General features: G+C 40.2%; 28 protein-coding genes, 3 tRNA genes and 1 pseudogene. 23 read left to right on the top strand and 9 right to left on the bottom strand.

Features of this window, described 5'->3' with window-relative positions; genetic code table 11:
* Nucleotides 1–169 precede the first annotated feature (169 nt).
* From ACOAOT_RS14050 to ACOAOT_RS14010, 9 genes are all read left to right on the top strand, one after another.
* Nucleotides 170–2215 carry a cell division protein FtsA gene (locus ACOAOT_RS14050; RefSeq protein WP_420217564.1) on the top strand — a complete coding sequence of 682 codons (2046 nt, stop codon included), beginning with the start codon at nucleotides 170–172 and terminating at the stop codon, nucleotides 2213–2215.
* A gap of 18 nt (nucleotides 2216–2233) precedes the next feature.
* A complete protein-coding gene (locus tag ACOAOT_RS14045; RefSeq protein ID WP_420219426.1) occupies nucleotides 2234–4303 on the top strand; it encodes a ribonucleoside triphosphate reductase in 2070 nt (689 codons plus the stop codon).
* A gap of 81 nt (nucleotides 4304–4384) precedes the next feature.
* Entirely contained in the window at nucleotides 4385–4669 is a 285-nt protein-coding gene (locus tag ACOAOT_RS14040) for a hypothetical protein (protein WP_420217563.1), read from the top strand.
* A gap of 255 nt (nucleotides 4670–4924) precedes the next feature.
* Nucleotides 4925–5731, top strand: a complete 807-nt coding sequence (locus tag ACOAOT_RS14035) for a gluconate 5-dehydrogenase (protein WP_277408580.1) — start codon at nucleotides 4925–4927, stop codon at nucleotides 5729–5731.
* 126 nt (nucleotides 5732–5857) lie between these two features.
* On the top strand, nucleotides 5858–6562 hold the full coding sequence (locus tag ACOAOT_RS14030) for a GntR family transcriptional regulator (RefSeq protein WP_420217562.1): 705 nt from the start codon (nucleotides 5858–5860) through the stop codon (nucleotides 6560–6562).
* Complete coding sequence (locus ACOAOT_RS14025; protein WP_420219425.1) at nucleotides 6562–7356, top strand: carbohydrate-binding protein; 795 nt, start codon at nucleotides 6562–6564, stop codon at nucleotides 7354–7356. Before ACOAOT_RS14030 ends, ACOAOT_RS14025 begins: the two co-directional genes overlap by 1 nt.
* 83 nt (nucleotides 7357–7439) lie before the next feature.
* A complete protein-coding gene (locus ACOAOT_RS14020) occupies nucleotides 7440–8375 on the top strand; it encodes a type I phosphomannose isomerase catalytic subunit (RefSeq protein ID WP_420217561.1) in 936 nt (311 codons plus the stop codon).
* Nucleotides 8376–8391: 16 nt separating this feature from the next.
* Nucleotides 8392–9276: an ROK family protein gene (locus tag ACOAOT_RS14015; protein WP_420217560.1), complete on the top strand. Its 885-nt coding sequence runs from the start codon at nucleotides 8392–8394 to the stop codon at nucleotides 9274–9276.
* A 99-nt stretch (nucleotides 9277–9375) separates the two neighbouring features.
* Nucleotides 9376–9684, top strand: coding sequence for a hypothetical protein (locus ACOAOT_RS14010; protein ID WP_420217559.1), 309 nt, complete (start codon nucleotides 9376–9378; stop codon nucleotides 9682–9684).
* Nucleotides 9685–9806: 122 nt separating this feature from the next.
* Here ACOAOT_RS14010 and ACOAOT_RS14005 read toward each other — a convergent pair whose 3' ends face one another.
* A complete protein-coding gene (locus ACOAOT_RS14005; protein ID WP_314466169.1) occupies nucleotides 9807–9953 on the bottom strand; it encodes a hypothetical protein in 147 nt (48 codons plus the stop codon).
* A 107-nt stretch (nucleotides 9954–10060) separates the two neighbouring features.
* On the opposite strand from ACOAOT_RS14005, the gene ACOAOT_RS14000 reads away from it, so the two are divergent.
* The gene (locus tag ACOAOT_RS14000) at nucleotides 10061–10198 is read left to right on the top strand and encodes a hypothetical protein (protein WP_170072273.1); all 138 of its coding nucleotides are present in this window, start codon (nucleotides 10061–10063) and stop codon (nucleotides 10196–10198) included.
* A gap of 356 nt (nucleotides 10199–10554) precedes the next feature.
* Nucleotides 10555–10809 carry a hypothetical protein gene (locus ACOAOT_RS13995; RefSeq protein WP_420217558.1) on the top strand — a complete coding sequence of 85 codons (255 nt, stop codon included), beginning with the start codon at nucleotides 10555–10557 and terminating at the stop codon, nucleotides 10807–10809.
* Between the two features lie 182 nt (nucleotides 10810–10991).
* Here the strand turns inward: ACOAOT_RS13995 and ACOAOT_RS13990 are convergent, their stop codons facing one another.
* A complete protein-coding gene (locus ACOAOT_RS13990) occupies nucleotides 10992–11192 on the bottom strand; it encodes a cold-shock protein (protein WP_104436338.1) in 201 nt (66 codons plus the stop codon).
* A 276-nt stretch (nucleotides 11193–11468) separates the two neighbouring features.
* On the opposite strand from ACOAOT_RS13990, the gene ACOAOT_RS13985 reads away from it, so the two are divergent.
* Complete coding sequence (locus tag ACOAOT_RS13985; RefSeq protein WP_420217557.1) at nucleotides 11469–13841, top strand: HAD-IC family P-type ATPase; 2373 nt, start codon at nucleotides 11469–11471, stop codon at nucleotides 13839–13841.
* Here ACOAOT_RS13985 and ACOAOT_RS13980 read toward each other — a convergent pair.
* Together ACOAOT_RS13980 and ACOAOT_RS13975 are read right to left on the bottom strand one after the other, a co-directional pair.
* Nucleotides 13828–15498: a S8 family peptidase gene (locus ACOAOT_RS13980; RefSeq protein WP_420217556.1), complete on the bottom strand. Its 1671-nt coding sequence runs from the start codon at nucleotides 15496–15498 to the stop codon at nucleotides 13828–13830. The genes ACOAOT_RS13985 and ACOAOT_RS13980 overlap by 14 nt on opposite strands.
* 85 nt (nucleotides 15499–15583) lie before the next feature.
* Nucleotides 15584–15949 (bottom strand): ACT domain-containing protein, encoded by a 366-nt coding sequence (locus ACOAOT_RS13975; protein WP_420217555.1) that lies wholly within the window; start codon nucleotides 15947–15949, stop codon nucleotides 15584–15586.
* A gap of 362 nt (nucleotides 15950–16311) precedes the next feature.
* Here ACOAOT_RS13975 and ACOAOT_RS13970 point away from each other — a divergent pair, with 362 nt between their 5' ends.
* Nucleotides 16312–16809, top strand: coding sequence for a GNAT family N-acetyltransferase (locus ACOAOT_RS13970; protein ID WP_420217554.1), 498 nt, complete (start codon nucleotides 16312–16314; stop codon nucleotides 16807–16809).
* 117 nt (nucleotides 16810–16926) lie between these two features.
* The gene (locus ACOAOT_RS13965) at nucleotides 16927–17346 is read left to right on the top strand and encodes an HD domain-containing protein (RefSeq protein ID WP_420217552.1); all 420 of its coding nucleotides are present in this window, start codon (nucleotides 16927–16929) and stop codon (nucleotides 17344–17346) included.
* Nucleotides 17347–17512: 166 nt separating this feature from the next.
* Here ACOAOT_RS13965 and ACOAOT_RS13960 read toward each other — a convergent pair whose 3' ends face one another.
* The 3 genes from ACOAOT_RS13960 to ACOAOT_RS13950 form a co-directional block, all read right to left on the bottom strand.
* Nucleotides 17513–18118 (bottom strand): DJ-1/PfpI family protein, encoded by a 606-nt coding sequence (locus ACOAOT_RS13960; RefSeq protein ID WP_420217551.1) that lies wholly within the window; start codon nucleotides 18116–18118, stop codon nucleotides 17513–17515.
* A 116-nt stretch (nucleotides 18119–18234) separates the two neighbouring features.
* Entirely contained in the window at nucleotides 18235–18663 is a 429-nt protein-coding gene (locus tag ACOAOT_RS13955) for a GNAT family N-acetyltransferase (RefSeq protein WP_420217550.1), read from the bottom strand.
* 71 nt (nucleotides 18664–18734) lie between these two features.
* Nucleotides 18735–18914 (bottom strand): hypothetical protein, encoded by a 180-nt coding sequence (locus ACOAOT_RS13950; protein WP_104436332.1) that lies wholly within the window; start codon nucleotides 18912–18914, stop codon nucleotides 18735–18737.
* 172 nt (nucleotides 18915–19086) lie between these two features.
* Here ACOAOT_RS13950 and ACOAOT_RS13945 point away from each other — a divergent pair.
* From ACOAOT_RS13945 to ACOAOT_RS13910, 8 genes and pseudogenes are all read left to right on the top strand, one after another.
* Nucleotides 19087–19157, top strand: a tRNA-OTHER gene (locus ACOAOT_RS13945).
* A gap of 111 nt (nucleotides 19158–19268) precedes the next feature.
* The gene (locus ACOAOT_RS13940) at nucleotides 19269–19424 is read left to right on the top strand and encodes a hypothetical protein (RefSeq protein WP_420217549.1); all 156 of its coding nucleotides are present in this window, start codon (nucleotides 19269–19271) and stop codon (nucleotides 19422–19424) included.
* A gap of 61 nt (nucleotides 19425–19485) precedes the next feature.
* Nucleotides 19486–19671, top strand: coding sequence for a hypothetical protein (locus ACOAOT_RS13935; protein WP_420217548.1), 186 nt, complete (start codon nucleotides 19486–19488; stop codon nucleotides 19669–19671).
* A gap of 155 nt (nucleotides 19672–19826) precedes the next feature.
* Nucleotides 19827–20141 (top strand): phage terminase small subunit-related protein, encoded by a 315-nt coding sequence (locus ACOAOT_RS13930; protein ID WP_420217547.1) that lies wholly within the window; start codon nucleotides 19827–19829, stop codon nucleotides 20139–20141.
* A 2-nt stretch (nucleotides 20142–20143) separates the two neighbouring features.
* The gene (locus ACOAOT_RS13925) at nucleotides 20144–20359 is read left to right on the top strand and encodes a hypothetical protein (RefSeq protein ID WP_420217546.1); all 216 of its coding nucleotides are present in this window, start codon (nucleotides 20144–20146) and stop codon (nucleotides 20357–20359) included.
* Nucleotides 20338–20574 (top strand): hypothetical protein, encoded by a 237-nt coding sequence (locus tag ACOAOT_RS13920; RefSeq protein WP_420217545.1) that lies wholly within the window; start codon nucleotides 20338–20340, stop codon nucleotides 20572–20574. Before ACOAOT_RS13925 ends, ACOAOT_RS13920 begins: the two co-directional genes overlap by 22 nt.
* Nucleotides 20567–21151, top strand: a pseudogene (locus tag ACOAOT_RS13915) (terminase large subunit domain-containing protein); the annotation flags it as partial. The gene ACOAOT_RS13920 and the pseudogene ACOAOT_RS13915, both read left to right, overlap by 8 nt.
* 291 nt (nucleotides 21152–21442) lie before the next feature.
* Entirely contained in the window at nucleotides 21443–23269 is a 1827-nt protein-coding gene (locus ACOAOT_RS13910; RefSeq protein ID WP_420217544.1) for a Kelch repeat-containing protein, read from the top strand.
* Between the two features lie 541 nt (nucleotides 23270–23810).
* Here ACOAOT_RS13910 and ACOAOT_RS13905 read toward each other — a convergent pair.
* Both ACOAOT_RS13905 and ACOAOT_RS13900 read right to left on the bottom strand, forming a co-directional pair.
* A tRNA-Val gene (locus ACOAOT_RS13905) sits at nucleotides 23811–23883 on the bottom strand.
* Between the two features lie 75 nt (nucleotides 23884–23958).
* Nucleotides 23959–24032 (bottom strand) — tRNA-Pro (locus ACOAOT_RS13900).
* Nucleotides 24033–24159: 127 nt separating this feature from the next.
* Here ACOAOT_RS13900 and ACOAOT_RS13895 point away from each other — a divergent pair.
* Entirely contained in the window at nucleotides 24160–24945 is a 786-nt protein-coding gene (locus tag ACOAOT_RS13895) for a Cof-type HAD-IIB family hydrolase (RefSeq protein ID WP_420217543.1), read from the top strand.
* Nucleotides 24946–24947: the final 2 nt, after the last annotated feature.

Genomic DNA, 24947 nt, shown 5'->3' with positions numbered 1-24947 from the left:
AGAAAAAGGAAGTTGTTTATGGTGACAAACTTAATGTTTTTAATACATGAACCAGTTCTTTTGTATCAAAAATCGTTCTGTTTCAACAAAAGTTTCCGTTATTCGATTGACGGAGACCCCTGATACTAGTAAAATAAAGACAAATATGAAAGAGGATGGGGCATTATTTATGGATAACAGAAATAGCATTTTGACAGATACACTCCCGGATCAGGCTATTTTCGCTCTGGATATTGGAACCAGAAGCATCATTGGCATGGTAGGAATGCCGGATGGGGACAGAATACATATCGTTGCCATAGAGAGAGCCGAGCACACCAAGCGGGCGATGATTGACGGACAGATCGAGGATATTGATCAGGTTGCCAAAATTGCCGGACAGGTGAAAGAGAGACTGGAAAAAAAGCTGGGCTGCAAGCTGCAAAAGGTTTGTGTAGCAGCCGCGGGAAGAGCATTGAGAACAGAAAGTGTGACCTATGAGATGGAGCTTGCCAGAGCTCAGAAGATTGATGCAGAATCCGTCAGCAGACTGGAAGCGGGAGCCATCAGTGAAGCGGAGAAGCAGTTTATGAACCGGGAGGGAAGGGATACTGACCGTCAGTTTTATCTGGTTGGTTATACCGTAAGCAGATATTTCCTGGATAATTATATGATCTCCAACTTAATTGATCATCATGGACGGGTTTTAAAGGCAGATATCATTGCCACATTTCTTCCCACCGAGGTTGTAGAAAGCTTATACTCTGCCATGCATAAAATTGGTCTTGAGGTAGCAAGCCTGACTTTGGAGCCGATTGCTGCCATCAATGCGGCCATCCCCCAGAATATCCGCCTTCTTAACCTTGCCATGGTGGATATCGGTGCAGGTACCTCTGATATCGCTGTATGCCGGGATGGAAGTGTGACAGGTTATACCATGGCCATACTTGCAGGAGATGAGATAACGGAATCCATTATGAAGGAATATTTAGTGGATTTTGAAACTGCGGAAAAAATCAAATCTCAGATTGATGAAACAGAGGAACTTAACTTTACAGATATCCTTGGTTTTGAGCAGACAATCACCAGGGAAGCCATTTTTTCCAGCATTAAAGAGGCATCTTCCAGGCTTTGTCAGGAGATCTCTGAAAAAATACTGGAGGTGAATGGCGGTATGCCGTCAGCAGTCTTTCTGGCAGGCGGTGGCAGCAGGCTGTCCGGACTGAAAGAGGGAATTGTAGAACATTTAAAAATTGATTCCAAGCGTGTTGCAATTGCAGGAAATAATTTTAAGATTAACGCTTATTCCGATGAATATGATCTGGAGAATCCGGAATATGCCACTCCTCTTGGAATCGTGATATCAGCCGGATTTAATATTGTCAATGATGGTTTCCGGGTAATATTAAACGAACGCCCGGCAAAGCTTTTCCGAGGCGGAACCTTTACCGTTATGGACGTTTTAATGATGAATGGATATAACTATCAGGATATGATCGGGCGTTCCGGTCAGAATCTGGTTGTAAGTGTTAACGGTAAGCGGACTGTTTTTTATGGTGAGAAGGCAGAACCGTCTGTCCTCACACTGAACGGAGAGGAAGCGCAGCTTTCTGATCAGGTAAGCGCAGAGGACTGGATCGTATTTGTATCTGCCAGTCACGGAAAGAGCGCTTCTGCCATGCTTTCGGATATTGAGAAGCCGGGAGCCGGAAAGAAGATTCTGGTCAATGGAATAGAGGCAAAAGAAGATATTTCCTTAAAAACCGGAGACAGCATTGTAATAGAAATAGTACGGGAAAAGGAAATTCTTCCAGAGGAAGACTGGTATGAGGAAGCAGAGGAAGAGGAACAAGCCCCGTATCAGGAACCGGTTTCTGCTCCTCAGAATATTCCGGGGATTTTGACTCCTCCGGCACAGATGACGTCTACCGGCATACAGATTGATAAAGAACAGCGATTAAAACTGGAAGGGCATACGGATGCATCTGCTTCTTCCGACGCAGCGTTTCATAAAAGCGATGGAAAAATCACATTTTTCTTAAATGACAAACCTATGACTTTTCCTATTAAACCGGATCAGCGTCCTTATTATCTTATGGACATGCTGGAATATTCCGGACTTGATTTTAAAAATCTTACCGGGAAAGTAGTATTGGAGGTCAACGGGGAAAGCAGTTATTTTCAACAGGAATTAAAAAGCAGAGACCGTATCATGATTTATCAGGTAAATGAATAAAAAGGGGTGCGTATGGGCGTGTTGAATGTAGTAAAAAGGGATGGAACAGTCACAGGATTTGAATTATCCAAGATCAAAGAAGCAGTTAAGAAAGCCTTTGAGGCAACGGGTAAGTATTATACGGACAGTATTGTTGAGCTTCTGGCATTAAGAGTAGCTTCTGATTTTAAAAATAAGATTCATACGGAGAGTATTCCGGTGGAAGATATTCAGGACAGTGTGGAAAAGGTTCTGGAAGAAACCGGCTATACGGAAGTGGCAAAGGCTTATATTCTCTATCGGAAACAGCGGGAAAAGATCAGAAACTTAGGGAGTACCACCCTGGATTACAAAGATGTGGTAGACCAGTATGTAAAAGTTGAAGACTGGCATGTGAAAGAAAATTCTACGGTAACCTATTCAGTTGGAGGTCTTATTCTTAACAACTCCGGGGCAGTTACTACAAATTACTGGCTGTCTGAAATTTATGACAGGGAGATCGCAGACGCTCATAATCATGGAGAGATCCATATCCATGATCTTTCCATGCTGACAGGATACAGCTGCGGCTGGTCTTTAAAGCAGCTTTTATTAGACGGACTGGGCGGAATCAGCGGAAAAATCACCGCTTCACCGGCAAAACATCTGGCCACATTGTGCAATCAGATGGTAAATTTTCTTGGTATTATGCAAAATGAATGGGCTGCCTCCCAGTCATTTTCATCCTTTGATACCTATCTGGCGCCTTTTATCAAAGCAGATGGACTGGCTTATGATAAAGTGAAAAAATGCATGGAGGCCTTTGTGTTTGGAGTAAATACCCCAAGCCGCTGGGGAACCCAGGCTCCATTTTCCCATATATCCCTTGATTTGACGGTACCAGAGGATATGAAATCCCAAAGGGCCATTGTAGGCGGGAAGTTTATGGATTTTACCTACGGAGACTGTCAGGCAGAGATGGATATGGTGAACCGTGCCTTTTTAGAGACAATGCTGGAAGGAGATGCCGGAGGAATGGGATTTCAGTATCCAATTCCGGTATTTGGAATAACAAAGGAATTTGACTGGTCCGATTCGGAGAGAAACCGCCTGTTGTTTACACTGGCATCTCATTACGGAACTCCTTACTTTTCCAATTACATCAATAGCGGTCTTACTCCAGGAGATGTACGGGCATTTACTCCCAAAAGTATCCCTGATTTTACAAAGCTGCGCCATAAAGCCGGGGGATTTTTCGGATATGGAGAACATACAGGTTCCATCGGTGTGGTAACTCTTAATCTGCCGAGAATCGCATTTCTGGCCTCTGATGAAGCCGACTTTTATGAACGTCTGGACAACGTGGCAGATCTTGCCGCCAGATCTCTTGATATCAAGCGGAACGTAATAACCAGACTTTTGAAAAATGGACTTTACCCTTATACAGCCTGCTATCTGGAGAATTTCTCCAATCATTTCTCATCAATTGGTATTGTGGGTATGGATGAAGCCGGAAAGAATGCAAAATGGCTGGGAAGGGGAATGGAATCAGAAGATACTCAGGCATTTGCAGTTAATGTGATGGAGCATTTGAAGAAGAAACTCATTGTTTATCAGCAACAGTATAAAAGTCTGTATAGCCTTGAGGCCACTCCGGCTGAATCGGCGGCATACCGGCTGGCACTAATTGACAGAGAAGAATATCCCGGCATAAGATCTGCAGGTGATCATTCACCTGTACCCTATTATACCAACAGCACCAAGCTGGCGGCAGACTGGGGAGGCAGCCTTTCTCAGGCATTGATGATTCAGAATCGCGTTCAGCCTTTGTATACGGCAGGTACTGTATTTTCTGTATTCATGAAGAAGGAGGAAGAGGATTATCGGACTGTCAGAGATGCCTTAAGGCGCATGACTAATCAGTATGAGATTCCCTACCTGACATTTACACCAGTATACTCTGTCTGTCAGAGCTGCGGCTATCTGCCGGGTGAGCAAAAGATCTGTCCCAAGTGCGGAAAAGAGACGGATATTTACAGCAGAATAGCGGGATACTACCGACCTGTAAATGACTGGAATGAAGGAAAAGCTCAGGAGTTTAAAAATAGAAAAATGATGACTTTAGAGTGAAAAATTTCACCATTTTAACTCACATATGAAAGACTTGGGCATAAGATATATTACGAACTGATTAAACAGGAGTAAATGAAAATGAGTTGTAATAATTGGAATAACGGATGCAATTGCAACTGCCCAAGCGGAAATAGCAATGCAAATAATTGTAATACCAAATGCAATGACAAATGCAGTGATGTCAGTGATGCAACAACTGGAAACGGAAGCATGAACATGTGCTATCGTCAGGGATATGCATGCGGCTTTAAAGATGGTTATGAGACCGGATTCCGTGATGGATTCTGGAGCGCAAATGGCTGTGGAAGAACCTACAGCGGGTCAGTAATGGGATCTACGGATTCCGGATGTGGATGCAAATAATTCGGTGAACAAAAAGTTCCGACTTTCATTTTGAATGCCGGAACTTTTTTGTTTTGGGCAGATTCAGAATTTGGAAAATTTTAACTAAATAAAAAATGCCTACTTTGTCTAATATGTATATTGAAAAAAGATTAGCATTGTGTTAGCATAAATACAAGTCATAGAATTTGTATACAAACTTTAATATTTGAATACAAACTAATTTTCTAATGACGAAATAACTGACCAGAATAAAAGCAAAGGAGAATCACGAATATGGATAACTTTACAAAACAGTTTTCTCTTGAAGGAAAAGTTGCACTTGTAACAGGCGCATCTTATGGTATTGGCTTTGCGATTGCTAAGTCTCTTGCAGAAGCTGGCGCTACCATTGTTTTTAACGATATTAAGCAGGAATTAGTAGACAAAGGAATTGCAGCATACAAAGAAGAGGGCATTACTGCTCACGGATATGTTTGCGATGTTACCAGCGAAGAGGCTGTTAATGCCATGGTTGCTCAGATAGAAAAAGAAGTAGGCGTAATCGATATCCTGTTTAATAATGCAGGTATTATCAAACGTATTCCTATGTGCGATATGACAGCAGAACAGTTCAGACAGGTAATTGATGTTGACTTAAATGCTCCGTTTATCGTAGCAAAGGCAGTGATTCCGTCAATGATTAAAAAAGGTCACGGAAAGATTATTAATATCTGTTCCATGATGTCTGAGCTTGGACGTGAGACTGTATCTGCTTATGCAGCTGCAAAGGGCGGACTGAAGATGCTGACAAAGAACATTGCTTCTGAGTACGGTGAATTCAACATTCAGTGTAACGGTATCGGACCTGGCTACATTGCAACACCACAGACTGCACCTTTACGTGAGGTACAGGCAGATGGTTCCAGACATCCCTTTGATCAGTTTATCATTGCTAAGACACCGGCAGGACGCTGGGGTGAAGCTGAGGATCTTTCAGGTCCTGCAGTATTCCTCTCTTCTGATGCTTCTAACTTTGTCAATGGACATATTCTTTACGTTGACGGCGGTATTTTAGCTTACATCGGTAAACAGCCACAGTAATTGCATGCCCTTACAGGGAAGTCCCCAGTGGGATAAACATGGCCATGATGCCCGCCCTTAACAGGCGGGAGTCATGGCATATTTTATTTAACTATTATGTTTAATTTTAAGGACGGAGAGGGTTCAATGGAAGGAAAGACCAAGACCTATAAAAACCGTGGCGACCTGGTGTTTGAAACTTTAAAGCAGGAGATTCTGGATCTGGAATTAAAGCCCGGACAGATCATAAGTGAAAATGAGATTTGCGAACGGTTTGGTGTATCGCGGACTCCTGTAAGAGAAGCGGTAAGAAAGCTGCAGGAGCAGGGATTCGTCATATCCGTACCTTATTCCGGTACGCAGGTGACACTTCTTAATCTGGATACCATCAAACAGATGATTTACATGCGCGTTGCCGTGGAAACCATGGTTATGCGTGATTTTGCCAATATGGCGACTCCACTCTGGATGGAGGAAGTCCGGTATATGATCCGCAGGCAGCAGGCGCTTATACTGGAAAAAGGATTTGAACCAGAGCAGTTTTACCGCATGGACGCACAGATGCACGCCATCTGGTATCGTGCTACGGGTAAACGGAAACTCTGGGATATGATACAGGCACAGCAGCTTCATTACACCAGATTCAGAATGCTGGATTTTGTAACAGAAACCGATTTTACAAGAATCATCAGAGAGCATACAGAGCTATTTGAATTGCTGGAAAAAAAGGACATTGAAGGTCTGGAACAATCTCTTAGAGAACACTTGACTTACAGCATGAAACGTATGAAACACCAGATTGAGGTAGAATACAAAGACTATTTTGAACAGGAAGAGCGGGAGGACGAATGATGACCAGTGTATCAATTACTGTAAAGGGGTTAAGTGATACCATAAAAGCGTTTGCATCAGGAGAGGAGCAGGCAGTCCTGGTGTATGAAGGCAGTTATGAAGAAGGAGATGCCATTGTATGCAAAACAGATGAACCCGGCGGACATTACGTAATCCGGATTGATGACTGTATGGATGAATCCTTAGTCTATATAACAAAACCGGAAGTGATGTTTACCATACCATTTGGAGATAAAAAAGTATCCTACAATCCCAAGGCATTTACCGGAACAAAGCATTACCTTACCATTCGGAAAGCTGTGGAAACAGAAGTAAAACAGTACCGCAATCTTGCAGTCAATGTAATGGACCAGCATGGTGATACCGGTTGTTTCCCTCATGCATTTGCCAATGTGGAAACCAGAGGTGAGGCTGTATTTGCAGCACGCAATGCCATCGATGGCGTTCTTGCCAATGAATCCCATGGTGAGTGGCCCTATGAATCATGGGGAATTAACCGTCAGGATGATGCAGAAATCACTCTGGATTTTGGACGGGAAGTGGATTTTGACCAGATTGTATTATATACCCGTGCCGATTTCCCCCACGATAACTGGTGGGTGGAAGTAACCTTTACATTTTCAGATGGATCGAGTCAGGTTGTGAAAATGGAAAAAAGCATAAAACCTCATATATTCTCAATAAAAAAGAGTAAGATTACCTGGTTAAAGCTGAGTAATTTAATAAAAGCAGATGATCCTTCTCCGTTCCCTGCCCTTACTCAGATTGAAGTATATGGAAAAGATTCTCTTTAACTTGAAATACCTCTTTTCCTTTTACTGATATTCATGTAAAATATAGGCAGTAAGCATACAGGGTTGACACATAAGGAGGAAGAGTGATGGAGTTTTTATTTCTGGAACCTGTTTTTAAGGAAGCCATCTGGGGCGGCAATAAGCTTCGGACAGTATTTGGATATGACATACCAAGCGATACTACAGGGGAATGCTGGGCAATCAGTGCTCATAAGAATGGGGAATGCCAGATTGCCGGTGGAATTTATGACGGAAAGCTTCTAAGCCGTTTATGGAAGGAAAAACCGGAGATATTTGGTTTTTATCCCGGAGACCAGTTTCCTCTTCTGGTTAAAATCATCGATGCAAAGAATGATTTAAGCATTCAGGTACATCCTGACGACAGTTACGCAAAGATTCATGAGAATGGTTCTCTTGGAAAAACAGAATGCTGGTACATTCTGGACTGTGAACCGGATACAGAAATTGTAATCGGTCATTATGCCAAAGACCGGGACGAGATGGAATTCATGATACGAAACCATCAGTGGGAGGAATTTATACGGACTGTTCCCGTTAAGAAGGGAGATTTTTTCCAGATTAATCCGGGCTGCGTCCATGCGATTAAGGGCGGAACTTTAATTCTTGAGACCCAGCAGAGCAGTGACATCACTTACCGTGTCTATGACTATGACCGTCTTTCGGATGGAAAACCAAGACAGCTGCATGTGGAACAGAGTATTGCCACCATCAGAGCACCATTTAAGGAAAATCAGGCAACAGCTGTAACAGAGAAGCTATCCGGGGCTGTGCATACACATTTAATCACCTGTAAGTACTACTCCGTGGACAAGTATGATATTGATGGGGTATTTGCAAAAGATTTTTCTAAGTTTTTTACCAATGTCAGCGTGATAAGCGGAAAAGGTTCCATTAATGGAATTCCATTGGAAGCAGGTCAGAATTTTATTATACCGGCAAAGAGTAAAGAGTGCAGATTTGAGGGGAAGATGTCTGTCATCTGTTCCAATCCCGAATAAAGCAGGAGGAGAAGTTATGAGACTGGGAGCATTAGAAGCAGGAGGCACAAAGATGGTTTGTGCCATAGGCAATGAGAACGGCGAGATTTTAGAGCGGGTTTCCATACCGACGGAGACACCGGAGATTACCATGCCCAAACTGATTGCATATTTTTTGGATAAGGAAATTGAAGCATTGGGAATCGGTTGCTTCGGTCCCATTGATCTTAACAGGAATTCAGATACGTATGGCTATATTACCACCACTCCCAAGCTTGCGTGGCTGAACTATGATATTGTGGGAGCATTTAAAGAGGCTTTAAAAGTACCGGTGGGGTTTGATACGGATGTGAATGGCTCTGCCCTTGGTGAGGCTACCTGGGGGATTACAAAGGGGCTTGAGAACAGTATGTATATTACCATTGGAACTGGCGTGGGAGCTGGTATTATAACCAATGGAAAGCTGCTTCACGGAATGCTTCATCCGGAGGGCGGACATCTGCTTTTATCCAGACATCCCGAAGATTCCTTTGAGGGAGCGTGTCCATACCACAAAAACTGCCTGGAAGGCATGGCAGCAGGTCCTGCCATAGAGGCTCGTTGGGGAATGAAGGGAGCACAGCTGGCAGACAGAAAAGAAGTCTGGGAGCTGGAAGCTTATTATATCGCTCAGGCACTTGTTGATTATATTATGGTACTTTCTCCCCAGCGTATTATTCTGGGAGGCGGTGTGATGCATCAGGAGCATTTGATTCCATTGGTGAGAGAGGAAGTAACCCGTCAGCTGGGCGGTTATATCAAAACAAAAGAACTGGAAGATATGGAGCATTATATTGTTTTACCAAGCCTTAGCGACAACCAGGGGATCATGGGTGCCCTGAAGCTGGCAGTGGATGAATATCAACTGGAAAAGATAGGTTAATTGCCATTTTTCTCCTAGTGTAATTCCATTTTATGTATGTTATGATATGTTTCGTAAAGGAAATGTAACATTTGTGTAACAAATAAGGAGGATATTACCATGAGAAAATTACCAGCATTTGTATTAGCAGCAGCAGCTGTATTAACCGTAGCAGGAACACCAATTACAGCACAGGCAGCAACCTGTTCCAGTTCAGTGCCTAACTGTTTTTCTTCTAACTGCTATACTTCATCCTGCAATGGACAGTCTTTAAACAGTCTGTTAAGCAAGTATGGATGTAACACCAACAGCTCTAACTGCAATACTTCAACTGGCAAGAAAGGTGCATCCTGTACAGGCAAGACCTGCAATACCGGAAGTTCCTGCAATACTCGTCAGCTTTCCTCATTCTTAAGAAGCTGCAGATAATTGAATATTTATTTTTTCATGGGTCGTTCCTCAGTGGTTCGGCCCTTATTTCTTTTTTAGGCCTGTGGGGCAGATGAAAACAGCCACAGGTCTTCATAGACCTATGGCTGTTAACACAAGGATCATTTCCCCTCATTTACGATATCTTCCAGAACGCGGATCAGGTCGTAAATGTTGTTGATCTGCACATTTCGTTCCAGGATCTGATTTTTTAAATCAATGGAAAGCGTTTCAAATTTTGCCTGGACCGCAGGAGCTATATATGACATAATTATCACCTCACAATTAGAATGCACCAGGCGGAATAATTTATGCGTAAAACCAGATTTGCATAAAATATGGAACTGGCAGACATATTAATTATGAGGTGATAATTATGTCTAAGGATGATACAAAGAAAACAAATTCAGCCAATCAATACAGGGAAGAAAAAGGGAAAGTTGAGAATCAGAACCATACCCATAATTCCCGCAGAGAAGGTATGGGACCGAATACCAAACGAAGATCAGATTAATTAGAAAAGGGCGAAAACCAGGATGCGTTGGTTTTCGCCCTGCTGAGGTTTCATACTTATGATCGGGCAGTTTACAGAACTCATTATCAACCGAAGATACAAAGTCTGACAGCGCGGAAAATGAGTTATTTTACATTGGTAAGGCGGATTTGCGGCGGCTTGCGCTCGTTTTTGTGCTCCCCGGTAATGTTTTGATATCTCGTTCTGTAATAATAATATATGCATGTTCTTTTATTGTGTGAACAAGCCGGACAAGCCTGCGCTACTCCATTCACATGTTGTCTTTAAGAACCATATAATACATTATAATTCGAAAAGGGGGTAGTAAACAATGGGATGCTTCTGGGGTTGTGGATATGGTTGCAATAATAATTGTAATAGAAATTGCAATAGCAATTGTAATAGCAATTGTAATAATAATTGTAACTGCAATGACGATGATGAAGTTGACTGCTCAGAGGAAGTTAGAAGAGCTTACTGGGCTGGATATAGAGCAGGCTGTAATGATCCTCGGTGCCATCATCATCATGACGATCACGATGACTGTGGCTGTGATTAATACTGTAAATTTAAATGGCGGGCATACGAATTATATCGTGCCCGCCATTTAAATTAGTTTGAGCCAGCAGGGAATATAAAATAAACCTTGCTGGCTTAGCTGTAATAAATAAAAATTACTCTGACTTTTTAAAATACAGATAGTTGGTACATTTTCACTTTAACAAATTCACTTTATCAAATGGGTATTTGAAGAAAATGGATAAATAGACGTGATTCGTACATCTGTATGAAATTATGCTACGTGAACGTTAACTGCCTGAAGACCACGGTTACCGTTGATTGTTTCGAAAACAACAGACTGGCCATCTTCTAAAGATTTGAAACCTTCCATAGCAAGACCGGAGAAATGAACGAAAATATCGTTGCCTTCTTCGTCACAGATGAAACCAAAACCCTTTTGTGCATTAAACCATTTTACTGTACCTTTTTTCATGAAAAGATACCTCCTTAAAATTATTGTGTATTCTGCTTAAAACTAAAAATCGCATATACTTGTAAATCATCAATAGAATAATGACTTACAAATATATGCGAAATCAAAACTTTATTAAAATACTAATTTAATATACCACAGAAGATAACAATAGTCAATATAAATTATAGTAATAAAAAATTTTCATTCTGCTTTAGAATAATTAATAAAGTTTTAGCAGTTGTTTAAGATATTATTGTTACAATAGAAACTTATAAAATGATTATGAGGTGTAAGATGAGTGATATGACAAATGATGCGCAAAACACTGGCTGGAGAGGACTTACGGAAGATGAGGTAAATGAAAGAGTAGAACAGGGGCTGGTAAATCAGAGCGACATTTCAACTGGAAAGTCCGTTAAAAATATAATTCTGTCCAATATACTGACCTATTTTAACCTGATATTTCTAATTATAGCCATACTGCTGATTTACGTTGTTTCCTACCGCAACCTGACATTTTTACCTGTTATTATAGGAAACATCATAATAGGAATTGTACAGGAACTTCGTGCCAAACAAATACTGGATAAGATGAATTTAATTAACGCCCCCCATTCGATTGTGTTCAGAAACGGAGTACAGAAGCAAATCCTGTCCCAGCAATTAGTAAAAGACGATATAGTCTTACTGTCAGCCGGAAATCAGATTTGTGCAGATGCAATTGTGATTGAGGGTAATATACAGGTCAATGAAGCTCTTTTAACAGGTGAGGCAGACGAAATTGAAAAGATAAGCGGAAGCAGTCTTTTATCAGGAAGTTTTGTGGTTTCCGGGCAATGTTATGCAAAGCTGGAACATGTAGGAAATGACTCCTATATAACTAAACTCACGGCTGAAGCAAAAGCCATGGGAAGCGGAGAGCAGTCAGAAATGATCCGCTCCATCAATCAGCTGGTAAAATGGATTGGTATAGGAATTATCCCCATCGGTATCCTTTTATTTTCCCAGGGATATTATCTGAATCATGAAACCATGCAAAAAAGCATTGTTTCCATGGTAGCCGCTATTATCGGTATGATACCGGAGGGACTTTATTTACTGACTACCATAGCCCTCGCTTTAAGTACCATGCGATTAGCAAAAAATCAGGTCATTCTCCATGATATGAAAAGTATCGAAGCCCTTGCGAGGGTAGACGTACTGTGCGTTGATAAGACAGGGACAATAACGGAACCGGGTATGGAGGTTTTAGAAATACTCCCAAGCAAAGTAAATTCCCAGATGATTAAGACGAAAGAGGAACTTGAGCTGCTTTTAACGGATTATGCTATGTCCATTCCCGATGATAATGCAACAATGCATGCAATCCGGAAGTATGTCGCAGCATTCGATCCCAATTCAAAAAAAAGGGAAAGCATTGAGGTGATTCCATTTTCATCTACTACAAAATACAGCGGAGTATCATTTTCAGATGGCAGCTTCTTACTTGGAGCACCTGAATTTATAATGGGGGAAGAGTATCATCTTATTCTTCCTGAAATCAGCACTTATATTAAAAATGGTCACAGAGTCCTTTTGCTTGGGAAATATGAAGGAAGCAGTCTGAAGGCTGGACTGACAGAAAAGGTAGTGCCGTTGGGATATATTATTTTAACAAATCCCATCCGGGAAAATGCAAGAGAGACCTTTTCTTATTTCAAAGAGCAGGGGGTATGCGTCAAAGTCATATCGGGAGACAATCCAGAGACAGTATCGGAGGTTGCCAGACGTGCAGGAATAGAGCATGCAGATCAGTTTATAGATGCAGGGACTCTGGATACAGACAGTAAGCTTGCAAGTGCTTTAGAAGAATATACGGTATTCGGGCGTGTTACGCCAAAACAGAAACAAAAACTGGTACAGGCACTTCAAAAGGCCGGTCATACGGTTGCTATGACTGGAGACGGAGTAAATGATATTCTTGCAATGAAGGATGCAGATTGCAGTGTGGCAATGGCATCGGGAAGTGAAGCTGCTGCACAGGCGGCTCAGGTGGTTTTACTGGATTCCGATTTTGCTCATATGCCAAGCGTAGTAATAGAAGGTAGACGAGTAGTAAATAACGTACAGCGTTCGGCGGTCTTATTTTTGGTGAAGAACATCTTCTCCATATTGCTCGCCCTGCTTTCACTGGTAATTTCATTTACCTACCCACTGGAACCTTCCCAGATATCGCTGATCAGTATGTTTACCATAGGTTTTCCTGGATTTTTGCTTGCCTTGGAACCAAATAAAAACCGCATCAAAGGCCATTTCCTGAAAAATGTGCTGATTAAAGCACTTCCTGCTGGATTGACAGACGTACTGGCAGTGGGAGCCCTGGTTGTTTGTGGAGAAGTATTTTCTCTTCCTAAGAATGACATCGCTACTGCGTCTACCATGCTATTGTCTGTGGTTGGCTTTATGATACTCACGAAGATCAGTGCGCCTCTCAATCCTTTGAAAAACGGCATTATAATATTTAATATACTGGGGTTGGTATTTTGCGGAATCTTTCTTCATCAGCTGTTTGCCATAAGTGAAATGTCTAATATATGTGTGTTATTATTGATTGTTTTTTCCTTTGCTGCAGAGTCTCTTTTCCGGTATCTGACCATTGTTATTGAGAAGCTGGTTATAAAACATTAATCAGTCGGGAAATTAACCCATCAATATCTAACTGTCCGTAACCCCATACATTATTGGGATAGAGATAGGAGCTGCTGCGTTTTGCTCCACGGGCAATCATGCGGTTAATTTGTTTTCCGGTAATAGAGGTAAAATTCCCTTTGCACAGAGTCCATTCCATGACCATGGCAATTCCTCCTGCCGCCTGGGCAGCCGCAGCTCCTGTCCCGCTCATAGTTCCGTACCGGTTTTGGGGAAGTGCGCATGGGATCTGGTAACCGGGAGCTGCAATGTCTGGTTTAACCATTCCGTTGCTGGTATAGCCTCTGCCGGACTGATCTAATATTGTGCCGTCAATCTGGTTGTAGGCGGAGGTAGTCAGCGTATTAATTGAATTTCCTGGATTGGTTATGGTAGTATCAGGACTTGCATTTATAAAGTAGGTATAATCCGATATGAGATTACCAGACGGAAGCCAGGAATTAAAATAAAAAGGCTGGTTTTCTGTGCTGTCCAGGCGGAAAGTCCAAAGTCCTGGTTCAGCCTGGTCAAAGCGTATTAAGATCAGCTGCAGCCCGGTTTCTTCCTCAAAAACAATGTTATTGACCCATACCAGACCCTGACCAAAAGCAAATTTTATACATTCGTTAAAGGAAGGTTCAATTTTATATGTAATCATTCGATCCGGAGAAATAATCTGGATAGTCGGTCTGCCAGGAATGTTGGGCCATATTTCCATGGATAATTTTTTATCTTCATTACCTATGTTTAACTGAAATTCGGTGCTATAGGGTGCCGAATCAATGTTTCCAAAAAAGTGTCGGCCACGATTGCCTTCATCACCTGCAGCAATGGAAGCATTAACACCTGATAAGAGCAGAAGATTTTCCAGATACTGGCTCATTACGCTCTGCCCGTCATGTATTCCCTGGCTGGTTCCCAGTGCAATACAAATGACAAGGGGGCGTTCCATTTTTTTTGCTTCTTCAACCAGATAACGGATACCAAGAATAATATCAGATTCCTGGAAACACAGTTCATCCTCTGGTATTAAAAAAACATTTTTCAGATTTTTCTTTGCCTCTTTTAATTTCACCACAACAAGTTCGCTATAGGGAACAATTCCACTAAATGAATTTTTGGTATCAATACTGCCTGATATTATACTGGCTATGGCGGTTCCATGGCCGATCGTATCAACTGTAGGGACCAGTGACAGCGTATTATTGGTAAGCAGTGCGGCATTGATCTGCTGCTTGCTGTATTCTGTACCAAAGGTAAAGTCTTTTGGAGATACCCCGCTCTGATCAGTCTGATCCCATAGGGATACGATGCGGGTGGAACCATCTGCATTTCGGAAAGCCGGATGCTGATAATCAATCCCCGTGTCTACAATGCCAACCAGTGTACATTGCCCAAGGAGATTGTAATTGGTATTGTACTCCACGGTTTTACTGGGGGAATTTTCATCGCTGGAAGAAGAGGCAAGGGTATAAACTGATGGGAAGGCGTAATAGGGAGTGCGTCCAATATCGCAAACGTCCATCACACTTCTGGAGATATGCAGCAATGAATGAGCATCATTTAATAATGTGATGTTATCTCCGGCACTATATCTGGGTATCATGGAGTTATCAATGATAAAATCGTAATAATTCTCATCCAATATTTTTTGCATAACCGGCATCCAATCTGTTTTACTTATGGTATATAGTATGCGGATGCCTGTTATGTATTCTTTCTAAGTAGGGCGAACTGGGTAATTAGATAAATTGGCACCCATTTGCCAGCAAGGCTTTTTTGACGTCTTCTAATCGATCTTCTTTTAAAAATATGTAATCCGTGTCATAAGTGGCCACAACTAAAATGCAGGTCTTCTCATCAGCAATAATTTTAGATAAGAACGCAATCATGCCATACTTCTCAAAAGACGCATCCTCTGCAATCCGAAAACAGCGCCATCCATGTTCTGCAGTCAGATTTATTTCTGGCATATGATCGGTTTCGCATATCAACGATAATTCGTTATCGGTCTTACTGATAAATGTAAAGTCATGATTTAAAAGCTCAGTACTAATTTCTTTCAGCTTACATATTGAAAACTTCCTGTCAATAATCTGCAAATCCATTTCATTTCCTCCTATTAAAAAAGTCCAGAATATCATACCTTCAATGGCCTAATGGTATGAAATCTGAACGCTGGTGTGATACTTTACCCGGCGGCAAAGTCTGCGTGAATAATTATAAACGATTGTGTATAATTTACCACTATTTATGTTTTAGGTCAAGTGATTTTAAAAAAAGGGAAACAGGGCTATTGTGGTTGGATTTTGAGCCAGTAAATTAATATTTAGCATTTATCGTACTTTAGAATTTGGATATTGACACTTAGTATTAATTTCTATAATCTGTAATGAAAGGATGCTTAAAAAAGTAGATAAGGTGTGAACTATTGATATCAGAAAATAGAATGCAAACTGAGGGGGATTTTATGATTACAACAAAAAGATTAGTAATAAGACCTTATTCTGATGGAGACCAAGGGGATATGGCCGCATTGTTAATGAATGAAATTGTTAAAAAAACCTATATTATTCCTGATTTTAATTCAAAAGAAGAAGCGTATTCTCTGTTTAAGAAAATTCAGAAGTTTTCTTATTCAGATGACCATTACGAATTTGGTATTTATAAGGATAACCAATTAATCGGCTGGGTTAATGATGTATCTATGGACACGGATACAATAGAACTGGGTTATGTTATTAATCCCAAGTATCATAATAATGGTTTTGCAACAGAGGTATTAAAAGCGGTTATAGAAGATTTATTTGTAAGGGGATATAATGAAGTTATCACAGCTACTTTTGACACAAATAAAGCAAGTATCCGGGTGATGGAGAAATGTGGTATGAAACGAATTGACCGGGAGGAAGATCTGGTCTATCAGGATAGATTGCAGCATTGTATTTATTATTCAATAAAAAGATAGGTATCACTAGAAACACCGGCAAACCTTGTGCTGAGAGGAATTCCATTGTTTTCTATATGATTTCAGAAAATGGAGAGAATAATACAAGAATTTATGGCTGTATTAAGTGAGGTCAATATGCGAGAAGATATTTTAAATTACTTATGTGAAGAAGTTGAACAAAGGTGTAAATTACCGACTAATCATTTTGGAATGGGATGCTATTATCATATCCAGGCTGTAGTTAAAAATGCTGAAATTCTGGCCGATAGCTGTAATGCGGATAAGGAAGTTGTATTAATTTCTGCATGGTTACATGATATTGCTTCTATAACAGATTATGGCTTTTACGAGGATCATCATATTCATGGTGCAGAAATGGCTGAGGATATTCTGCACAAATTTAACTATTCCCCTGATAAAATTAAACTTATACAGCAATGTATCAGAAATCACAGGGGAGTATATCGAATTCAAGAGTTACTCTGGAGGAATTATGTGTTACAGAAGCAGATGCTATATCTCATTTTGATAATGTCCCAAGTTTATTATATTTAGCTTATGTAAATAAGAAGCTGGATATTAATGAAGGTAGCGAATTTGTAATAAATACATTGATAAGGAGTTATGAAAAACTCTCTGACAAGAGTAAAATATTATACAAAGCCAAATTTGATCAAGTTATGAACGTCTTAAATTAGGAACTGATAAATTAAAATTATCCCTAAATATTATGGAGGTCTATATCATACTCCATTCTTTTAGCCGTCGTAATGGCAATTTCTCTTCCAACAAGTCTATTAAGAAGATAAAAAGACATATCGATTCCGGCTGAAATACCACCAGATGTGATTATATCGTTTTCATCAACATATTTAACTCCTCTTTGAACCTTTATTTCCTTATACTCACTTTCCAGTCTATCTATATCCAGCCAGTGTGTTGTTGCTTTTTTCCCATCCAATAATCCAGTCTCAGCCAATAAAAATGAGCCTGTACACACAGATGCGATAATATCGAATTCACCCGCTCTGATCTTAATCCATTTTTTTAGAACTTCATTTTGGATTTCTATTTCTTCTGCTCCATACCCCCCGGGTACAATTAATATATCAAAATGAGGACTATTACTAAAATCAAAATCTGGTTGAACTTTTAGACCATTTCGAGCGCTGATTAAATCTGTTGTTTGAGCGACAGTCTTTACTGTAAAAGGCTTCTGTTTACAATTTGGATATGAAGCAATTGAAAAAACCTCATATGGCCCGGCAAAATCCAGCAATTCAACCTCGTTAAAAAGAAGTATACCAACCTTCCAATGCTTTTTCATATCTATTTCTCCAATCTCATGTGCTCCAGGAATGGGTTCCATTATATAAATAATCTTAATGAATAGACTACTACACATCTTACTAACTATCAATATTAAGTTTCCAACAATTGTAATCACAGTTTCTTTTCCATCTCTATATAAAGACCATTGCGAAATGTTTCAAAAAATCCAGAATGTCTGTATGATGTAACAGCTGGCTCAAGTGTAATACGCGTACTTAGATGTAGTTTATTATCACCACACTGTTTTGCATATTGCTCTACCATATTAAGCAATAATTTAGAAATTCCACGTCCGCGATATTCATTCTTTATAAACATACGTTTAACTTCACCCACATTATCAGATTTTTTTCGATAAGCAACACATCCTATTGGTAAGTCATCCAAGTAGGCTAACCAAACAATTTTTATATTTTCATTTTTGCTATAACGGGTATAATAAGCACCATCAGTACCGAGAAAGTCCATCATAAAGTCATCTTGATCGGAAAAGAGTTTAATAACCTCTTCGGAAATAACTTCTAAACGTGTTATTTTCATAATTACAACCTCCGTCACAGAGTATAAATAATTATTTAAAGGCGAGTCCGGTTTTGTGAGCCCGCATTGTACTATCGTTTTTTATAGTACTGTTCATACCACCGTGGCTGTCTAAAATACTGAGGAATACTTTCTGCGCTGGGAATCCTATAAAATCCGCAGCAGCTATTATCAGAGTTACATTCCTGCTCCACTGGATCAAAATGGGGACATTTGTTCAAGACTGGCTCAAGTTCACATTTTGCCTTCATCTATAATCACCTCCTGGAGATAATTATAAGAACGTATGTTCGATTAGTCAAGCGTTTTCATTTATTTTTTTGTTTAATAAAGTCTAACGGGTCCGTAATCTTTAAAATACAAAAACCCTGGTAAACACAAGAAATTTAAAGTAATTTAGCAGTAAAATAGCTTGATCATGGGTGGAGTATAGTTCAACTGGAAGAACGCCCTACTTAAAGGGAGATAACGGTTCCGATTCCCGTTTGCTCCAATTGGTTTCCATTTATGCGTATTCTCCTTTTTGAAAACGCCTGTTGATTTTAGGACGATGAGTGTTTTCTTTTGGTAAAATTTAGTATAAAATAAAAGAGGAGGGATTTATTATGACAGATATTAAAAAATGTAAGATAGAATTACGACAAATGTATGAGTGGAAGAATCCAGATAAGTATAGCAAAAATAAAAAATACAAAACTGAAAATGAGCGTTATAACTCAATTTATGAAAAGATAATACGCCTTAAAGAGAAAAGAGGATAAGGTTTTTTATTCGCAAAATAGAGAAATAACAGATAATATTATATCAAATAGAGTAAAAGATTTGGAAGATTCATCATACAACTTAGTACAACTAGCGGATAGGCTTATTTCAAGAGAGATTAGACATGAATTAAGGGTTCATGAAGTTGATGGTATTGTATTGGATGAAATTAACTCTACTTCGGAGGAAGCAGCTGGTCAGGGTAATCATTCTACAGAGCAAAAGGTTGTTGAGTTTAGAGAATGATAGAATGGTTTCTGAAATAAATGATTTGTTAAAGGCATTTGAGATTAAAAGCTATGATACAAGTCAAATAGTTTAAGTAAAGATAGACACTCTTCAGAGGCGGCCAACCCCGTCTCTTTTTTAATATAAAAACAACACAAGTAAGGTGGTGAGGCTTGGCAAGAGCTCCAGACGAAAGAATTAAACAGGCAAAGGCCTTATATCTAAAAGGTATGAAATTAGTTAAGATTGCAAGTCAACTAAATCTCCCGGAGGGGACTGTCAGGCGTTGGAAGTCTACTCATAAATGGGATAACGAACGTTCGGATAAAAATAGTGAGCGTTCGCATAGGAAGGGACAACCAATAGAAATAAGAATGCCCTCGGTAATGATGGTGGAGCCCCAAAAGAGAATAAGAATTCGGTTAAAACGGGAGAGTTCGAAACTCTCTTTTTTGATGCCCTGGAGGAAGATGAGAAGAAGTTTATAAGTTTGGTTCAGCTTGACAAGGAGCAGCTTCTTCTGCAAGAGATCCAACTTCTCACAGTCCGTGAATGGAGAATGCTCAAACGGATTGAGGATATAAAACAGTCAGCTGCCGATCAGGTAGAAAGTAAAGCTCCAGGCATGACCGCTGTTAAGTTTAAGTCCAGCACAGAAGAAGACTCCACAAGTACACTGGAGCCTTGGGACAGATCCAAGCGGTAGAAGATGCTCTCACCAGGGTCCAGGCCAGGAAGCAGAAAGCCATTGACTCCCTGCACCGGTATGGCTTTGATGATGCCCGTCTGGAACTGGAGATCATGAAGGTTGAACTGGAAGCTTTGAAGCGGAATCCGTCAGATCAGGATCTTGAAGACGATGGCTATATGGATGCCATGAACAGCGTAGCTGCCGAGATTTGGGGTGATACTGATGAATGAAAGAATACAGGCACTTAAAGCCAGGATTGAGAAGCTAAAACAAAAGTGCAGCCTATCTACTAAACTGCAGGTGTTTAAGTTTCAGCCGTTTTCTCTCAAGCAGAAGAAGGTTCTTACATGGTGGTGCGATACCTCTCCGGTCAAGGATAAAGATGGGATCATAGCAGACGGTGCGATCCGATCAGGAAAGACGGTCTGTATGTCATTGTCTTTCATCATGTGGGCAATGCAGCGGTTTAAAGGTCAGAACTTCGCCATGTGCGGTAAGACGATTGGATCCTTCCGGAGAAACGTTCTCTTCTGGTTAAAGCTGATGCTTAAGAGCCGTGGATATCACGTGGTGGATCACAGATCTGACAACCTGGTGGAGATCAGCAGGGGAAAGGTTACAAACTACTTTTATATATTTGGTGGAAAGGACGAACGATCCCAGGATCTCATTCAGGGTATCACGCTGGCCGGTGTCTTCTTTGATGAAGTAGCGCTGATGCCGGAATCCTTTGTCAATCAGGCAACCGGCCGTTGCTCTGTTGATGGATCAAAATACTGGTTCAACTGCAATCCTGGTGCACTGTATGTATCCGATCTGGAAGGGGTGCAGTACATTGGAAAATTTTGAGATTAGTGAAATAGTGCTATATTTGTTTGGCAAGGTTACCAATTGCCCAGATCGATACAAGATGATAATATAAATGCATTCTAAAACATAAATCAAGTGCTGAAATCCCAGAATACTATAATCGATTATATTAAAAATTTATAGGCCATCATTTAAACTCAGATGGCTTTCTTTTCTGTAACTTTATTTATTGATTTAGAATGTTTTTAACAACAATAATTACAAAAGATAAATTTTGGAGGTACATGTATGAGTAAGAAAGTATTGCAAAGATTGGCAACGTGCATTTGTTTTATACTTTGTGTATTATTTTTAGGGCAGGTTACTGTATTTGCTGATGAAGTTAATCCAGAAACTGATAATGTTAAAATGGGATGGACTACCTTAGCTCCTATGTCAAAAACTAGGTATTATTTTCAAACAGAAGTAATTGATGAAAAAATTTATGCAATTGGTGGATCTGGTGGCGGTTCGACAGCGGAGGTATATGATCCAACAACTAATAGTTGGACAACATTAGCACCTATGTCTGAAACTAGGTATCGTTTTCAAACAGAGGTAATTGACGGGAAGATATATGCAATTGGTGGAAATAATGGCAGGGGAAATTTATCTTCAGCAGAGGTATATGATCCAACAACTAATAGTTGGACGACATTAGCTAATATGTCTGAAGCCAGAATTGATTTTCAAACAAAAGTAATTGACGGAAAGTTATATGCAATTGGTGGATATAATGATAATAGAGTTCTATCGACAGCAGAGGTATATGATCCAACAACTAATAAATGGACAAGATTAGCACCTATGTCTGAAGCCCGAAAAAATTTTCAAACAGAGGTAATTGACGGGAAGTTATATGCAATGGGTGGAGGTAATGGTAATGGCAGCAATTCAGCAGAGGTATATAATCCAACAACTAATAAATGGACAAGATTAGCTAATATGTCTGAATACAGAGCTTTATTTCAAACAGAAGTAATTAATGGAAAGATATATGCAATTGGTGGAATTAGAATCAATTATGGTATATCTTCAGCAGAGGTATATGATCCAACAACTAATAAATGGACGACATTAGCACCTATGGTTGCAGGACGGGGTTATTTACAATCAGAGGTAATTGATGGGAAAATATATGCAATTGGTGGAAATAGTGGCAGGGGAAATTTATCTTCAGCAGAGGTATATGATCCAACAACTAATGCATGGACGGCGTTAGCACCTATGGCTGCAGAACGGAGTTATTTCCAATCAGAAGAAATAAATGGAAAAATTTACGCTATTGGTGGTTTAAATTCATCTTCAATGGAAGGCTATACTGTAACTATTAGTTCGGATAACCAATTAAAGGCTACCGGTGGAGATTCCAAAGTAAACTTAGTTTGGGACGCAATAACCGACGCGACAAGTTATACCGTTAAGCGATCCACAACTGCCGGAGGTCCATATACAACCATTGCAACCGATATAACAGAAACTTCATATACAGATACTGATGTCACAAATGGAACTACATACTATTATATTATAACTGCAATCGTCGATGGCAGGGAAAGTGGTAATTCTAATGAAGCCTCGGCTACTCCAGAGGCATCTCAAACACCTCCTGCATCCGACTCTAAATTAAAAGTGGTATTAGAGGTATCCGAAGCACTCCGATTAAGTGTAGATGATGACTTAAATATTAATACACAGATGGCCTGGACTTCTTCAGAACCAACGGTTGCCACAGTAAATGAAAAGGGAATCGTTACAGCTCTGGCCCCTGGTAATACTATTATAACAGTTAAGAGTGCGGACGGCTCCTACACGGACTACATAAACGTATTAGTTGTAGAGAACGCAGACGATTACAGACTTGCAATTGATTTAAAAGTTGGAGAGACAGCTAGACTAACAGCAGATGATTTTACTAACACAGCAAATATCACTTGGGCTCCTATGGATTCATCAATAGCCAATGTAACTACAAAAGGAAAAGTCACAGCACTGAGCAAAGGATTGGTTTTAATCAGTGCAAAAGATACAGACGGTAATATAATTGGCCGTGTATATGTAAGAGTAAGAGAATAGTTAATATAAGGCGGGTATCCGGTATTCCGGACCCGCCTTATATTATCGCTTTTTATAGTATTGCTCGTACCAGCATGGCTGCCTAAAATACTGAGGGATACTTTCTGTACTGGGTATTCTGTAAAACCCACAACAGCTATTATCAGAGTTACACTCCTGTTCCACTGGACAAAGTAGGGACACTTATTTAAGACTGGTTCAAACTCACATTTTGCTTTCATTTATGATCACATCCTGGAGATAATCATAAGAACGTTTGTTCGAAATGTCAAGCGAATCCACATATTACCAAGTTAATTAGGCTTTTTAGGACTCTGAGAGATTCTACATTACAAAAGGCGGAAATCCAAATACATGGATCCGCCTTTAATGTAGTGAATTATATCATTTCCATAATGTGATTTCGTGTGATATTTCGTGTGATATCGTGTTGTATTTATGGGTATATCCGTGCTTTATTAGGTAGTTTACTGTAAGGTTTAAAACACAAAAACCCCAGTAAACACAAGGAATCCTTGTATTTACCAGGGTTCATATTTAATGGAGACAACAGGATTCGAACCTGCGACCCTTTACACGTCAAGCAAATGCTCTCCCAGCTGAGCTATGTCTCCATACATTTATCGGTAAACCAAAAGCACCGGTTTCCTATCTAATGGGAAATCCGGTACTAATATTGCAATCGTCAATCGGAGTAACAGGATTTGAACCTGCGACCTCTCGGCCCCCAGCCGAGCGCGCTACCAAGCTACGCCATACTCCGTTTCCTGACACTCAGACATTATAGCAGAAAATTTCCAATTGGTAAAGTATATTTGTTGAAATATTTCAAAATTTAATATATGATGGAATAGACAAGACTAATCAGGAAGAAAAAAAGGTGAAAATAGATGAAACCAATCGTAAGCTTTGATATAGATATGACGCTGCTTGATCATAAAGACTGGTCGATTCCGGCAAGTGCGATGGAGACAATCGAAAAACTGAGGGAGAATTATACCATAGTGGTGGCAACTGGAAGAGACATGGATTCCATATTCAGTACTGCAATAAGGGATCAGATTCGGCCGGATGCAATTATTCACCTCAATGGAACCAAGGTCACTGTGGGAGAGACCGTAATTTATGAACATTTCTTTGATAAAAATCTTTTAAAGCAGATTCTGGCCTATGCAAAGACCACACCATACAGTGTTGGCACCACGGTAGGGGAATATGACTATTATGTAAACCCGGAGACAGTTGCAGAGCATGACAGGAAGCTATGGGGAGAATGCAGAAGAAATTTTGCAGATGCCGATAAGCTGGTACATCTTGATGTAAGAACCATGGCTTATATCGGAGACGAAGCTGGTGCAAGAACCATGGAAGAGGAGTTCCCGGAAATCCACGTTCATATGTTTGCGGACAAGAAAGGGGCAGATGTAGTAGAGCGAAAGGCATCTAAGGCGGTAGGGCTTGCAAGACTTTGCGACTTTTATAAGATTCCTCTTTCCCAGACGATTGCATTTGGGGACAGCATGAATGATTATGATATTGTGAAGGCTGCAGGAATCGGAATTGCAATGGGCAATGCCATGGATGAGCTGAAGCGGGCAGCAGATTATATTACAGATGCCATCGATCAGGATGGAATTAAGAATGCCTGCCTTCATTTTGGACTGATCCGGCAGTAGGA

Source organism: Lacrimispora struthionigena, from assembly GCF_048627165.1.
Taxonomy (GTDB): domain Bacteria; phylum Bacillota; class Clostridia; order Lachnospirales; family Lachnospiraceae; genus Lacrimispora.
This window is presented reverse-complemented; position numbering and strand designations above follow the sequence as displayed.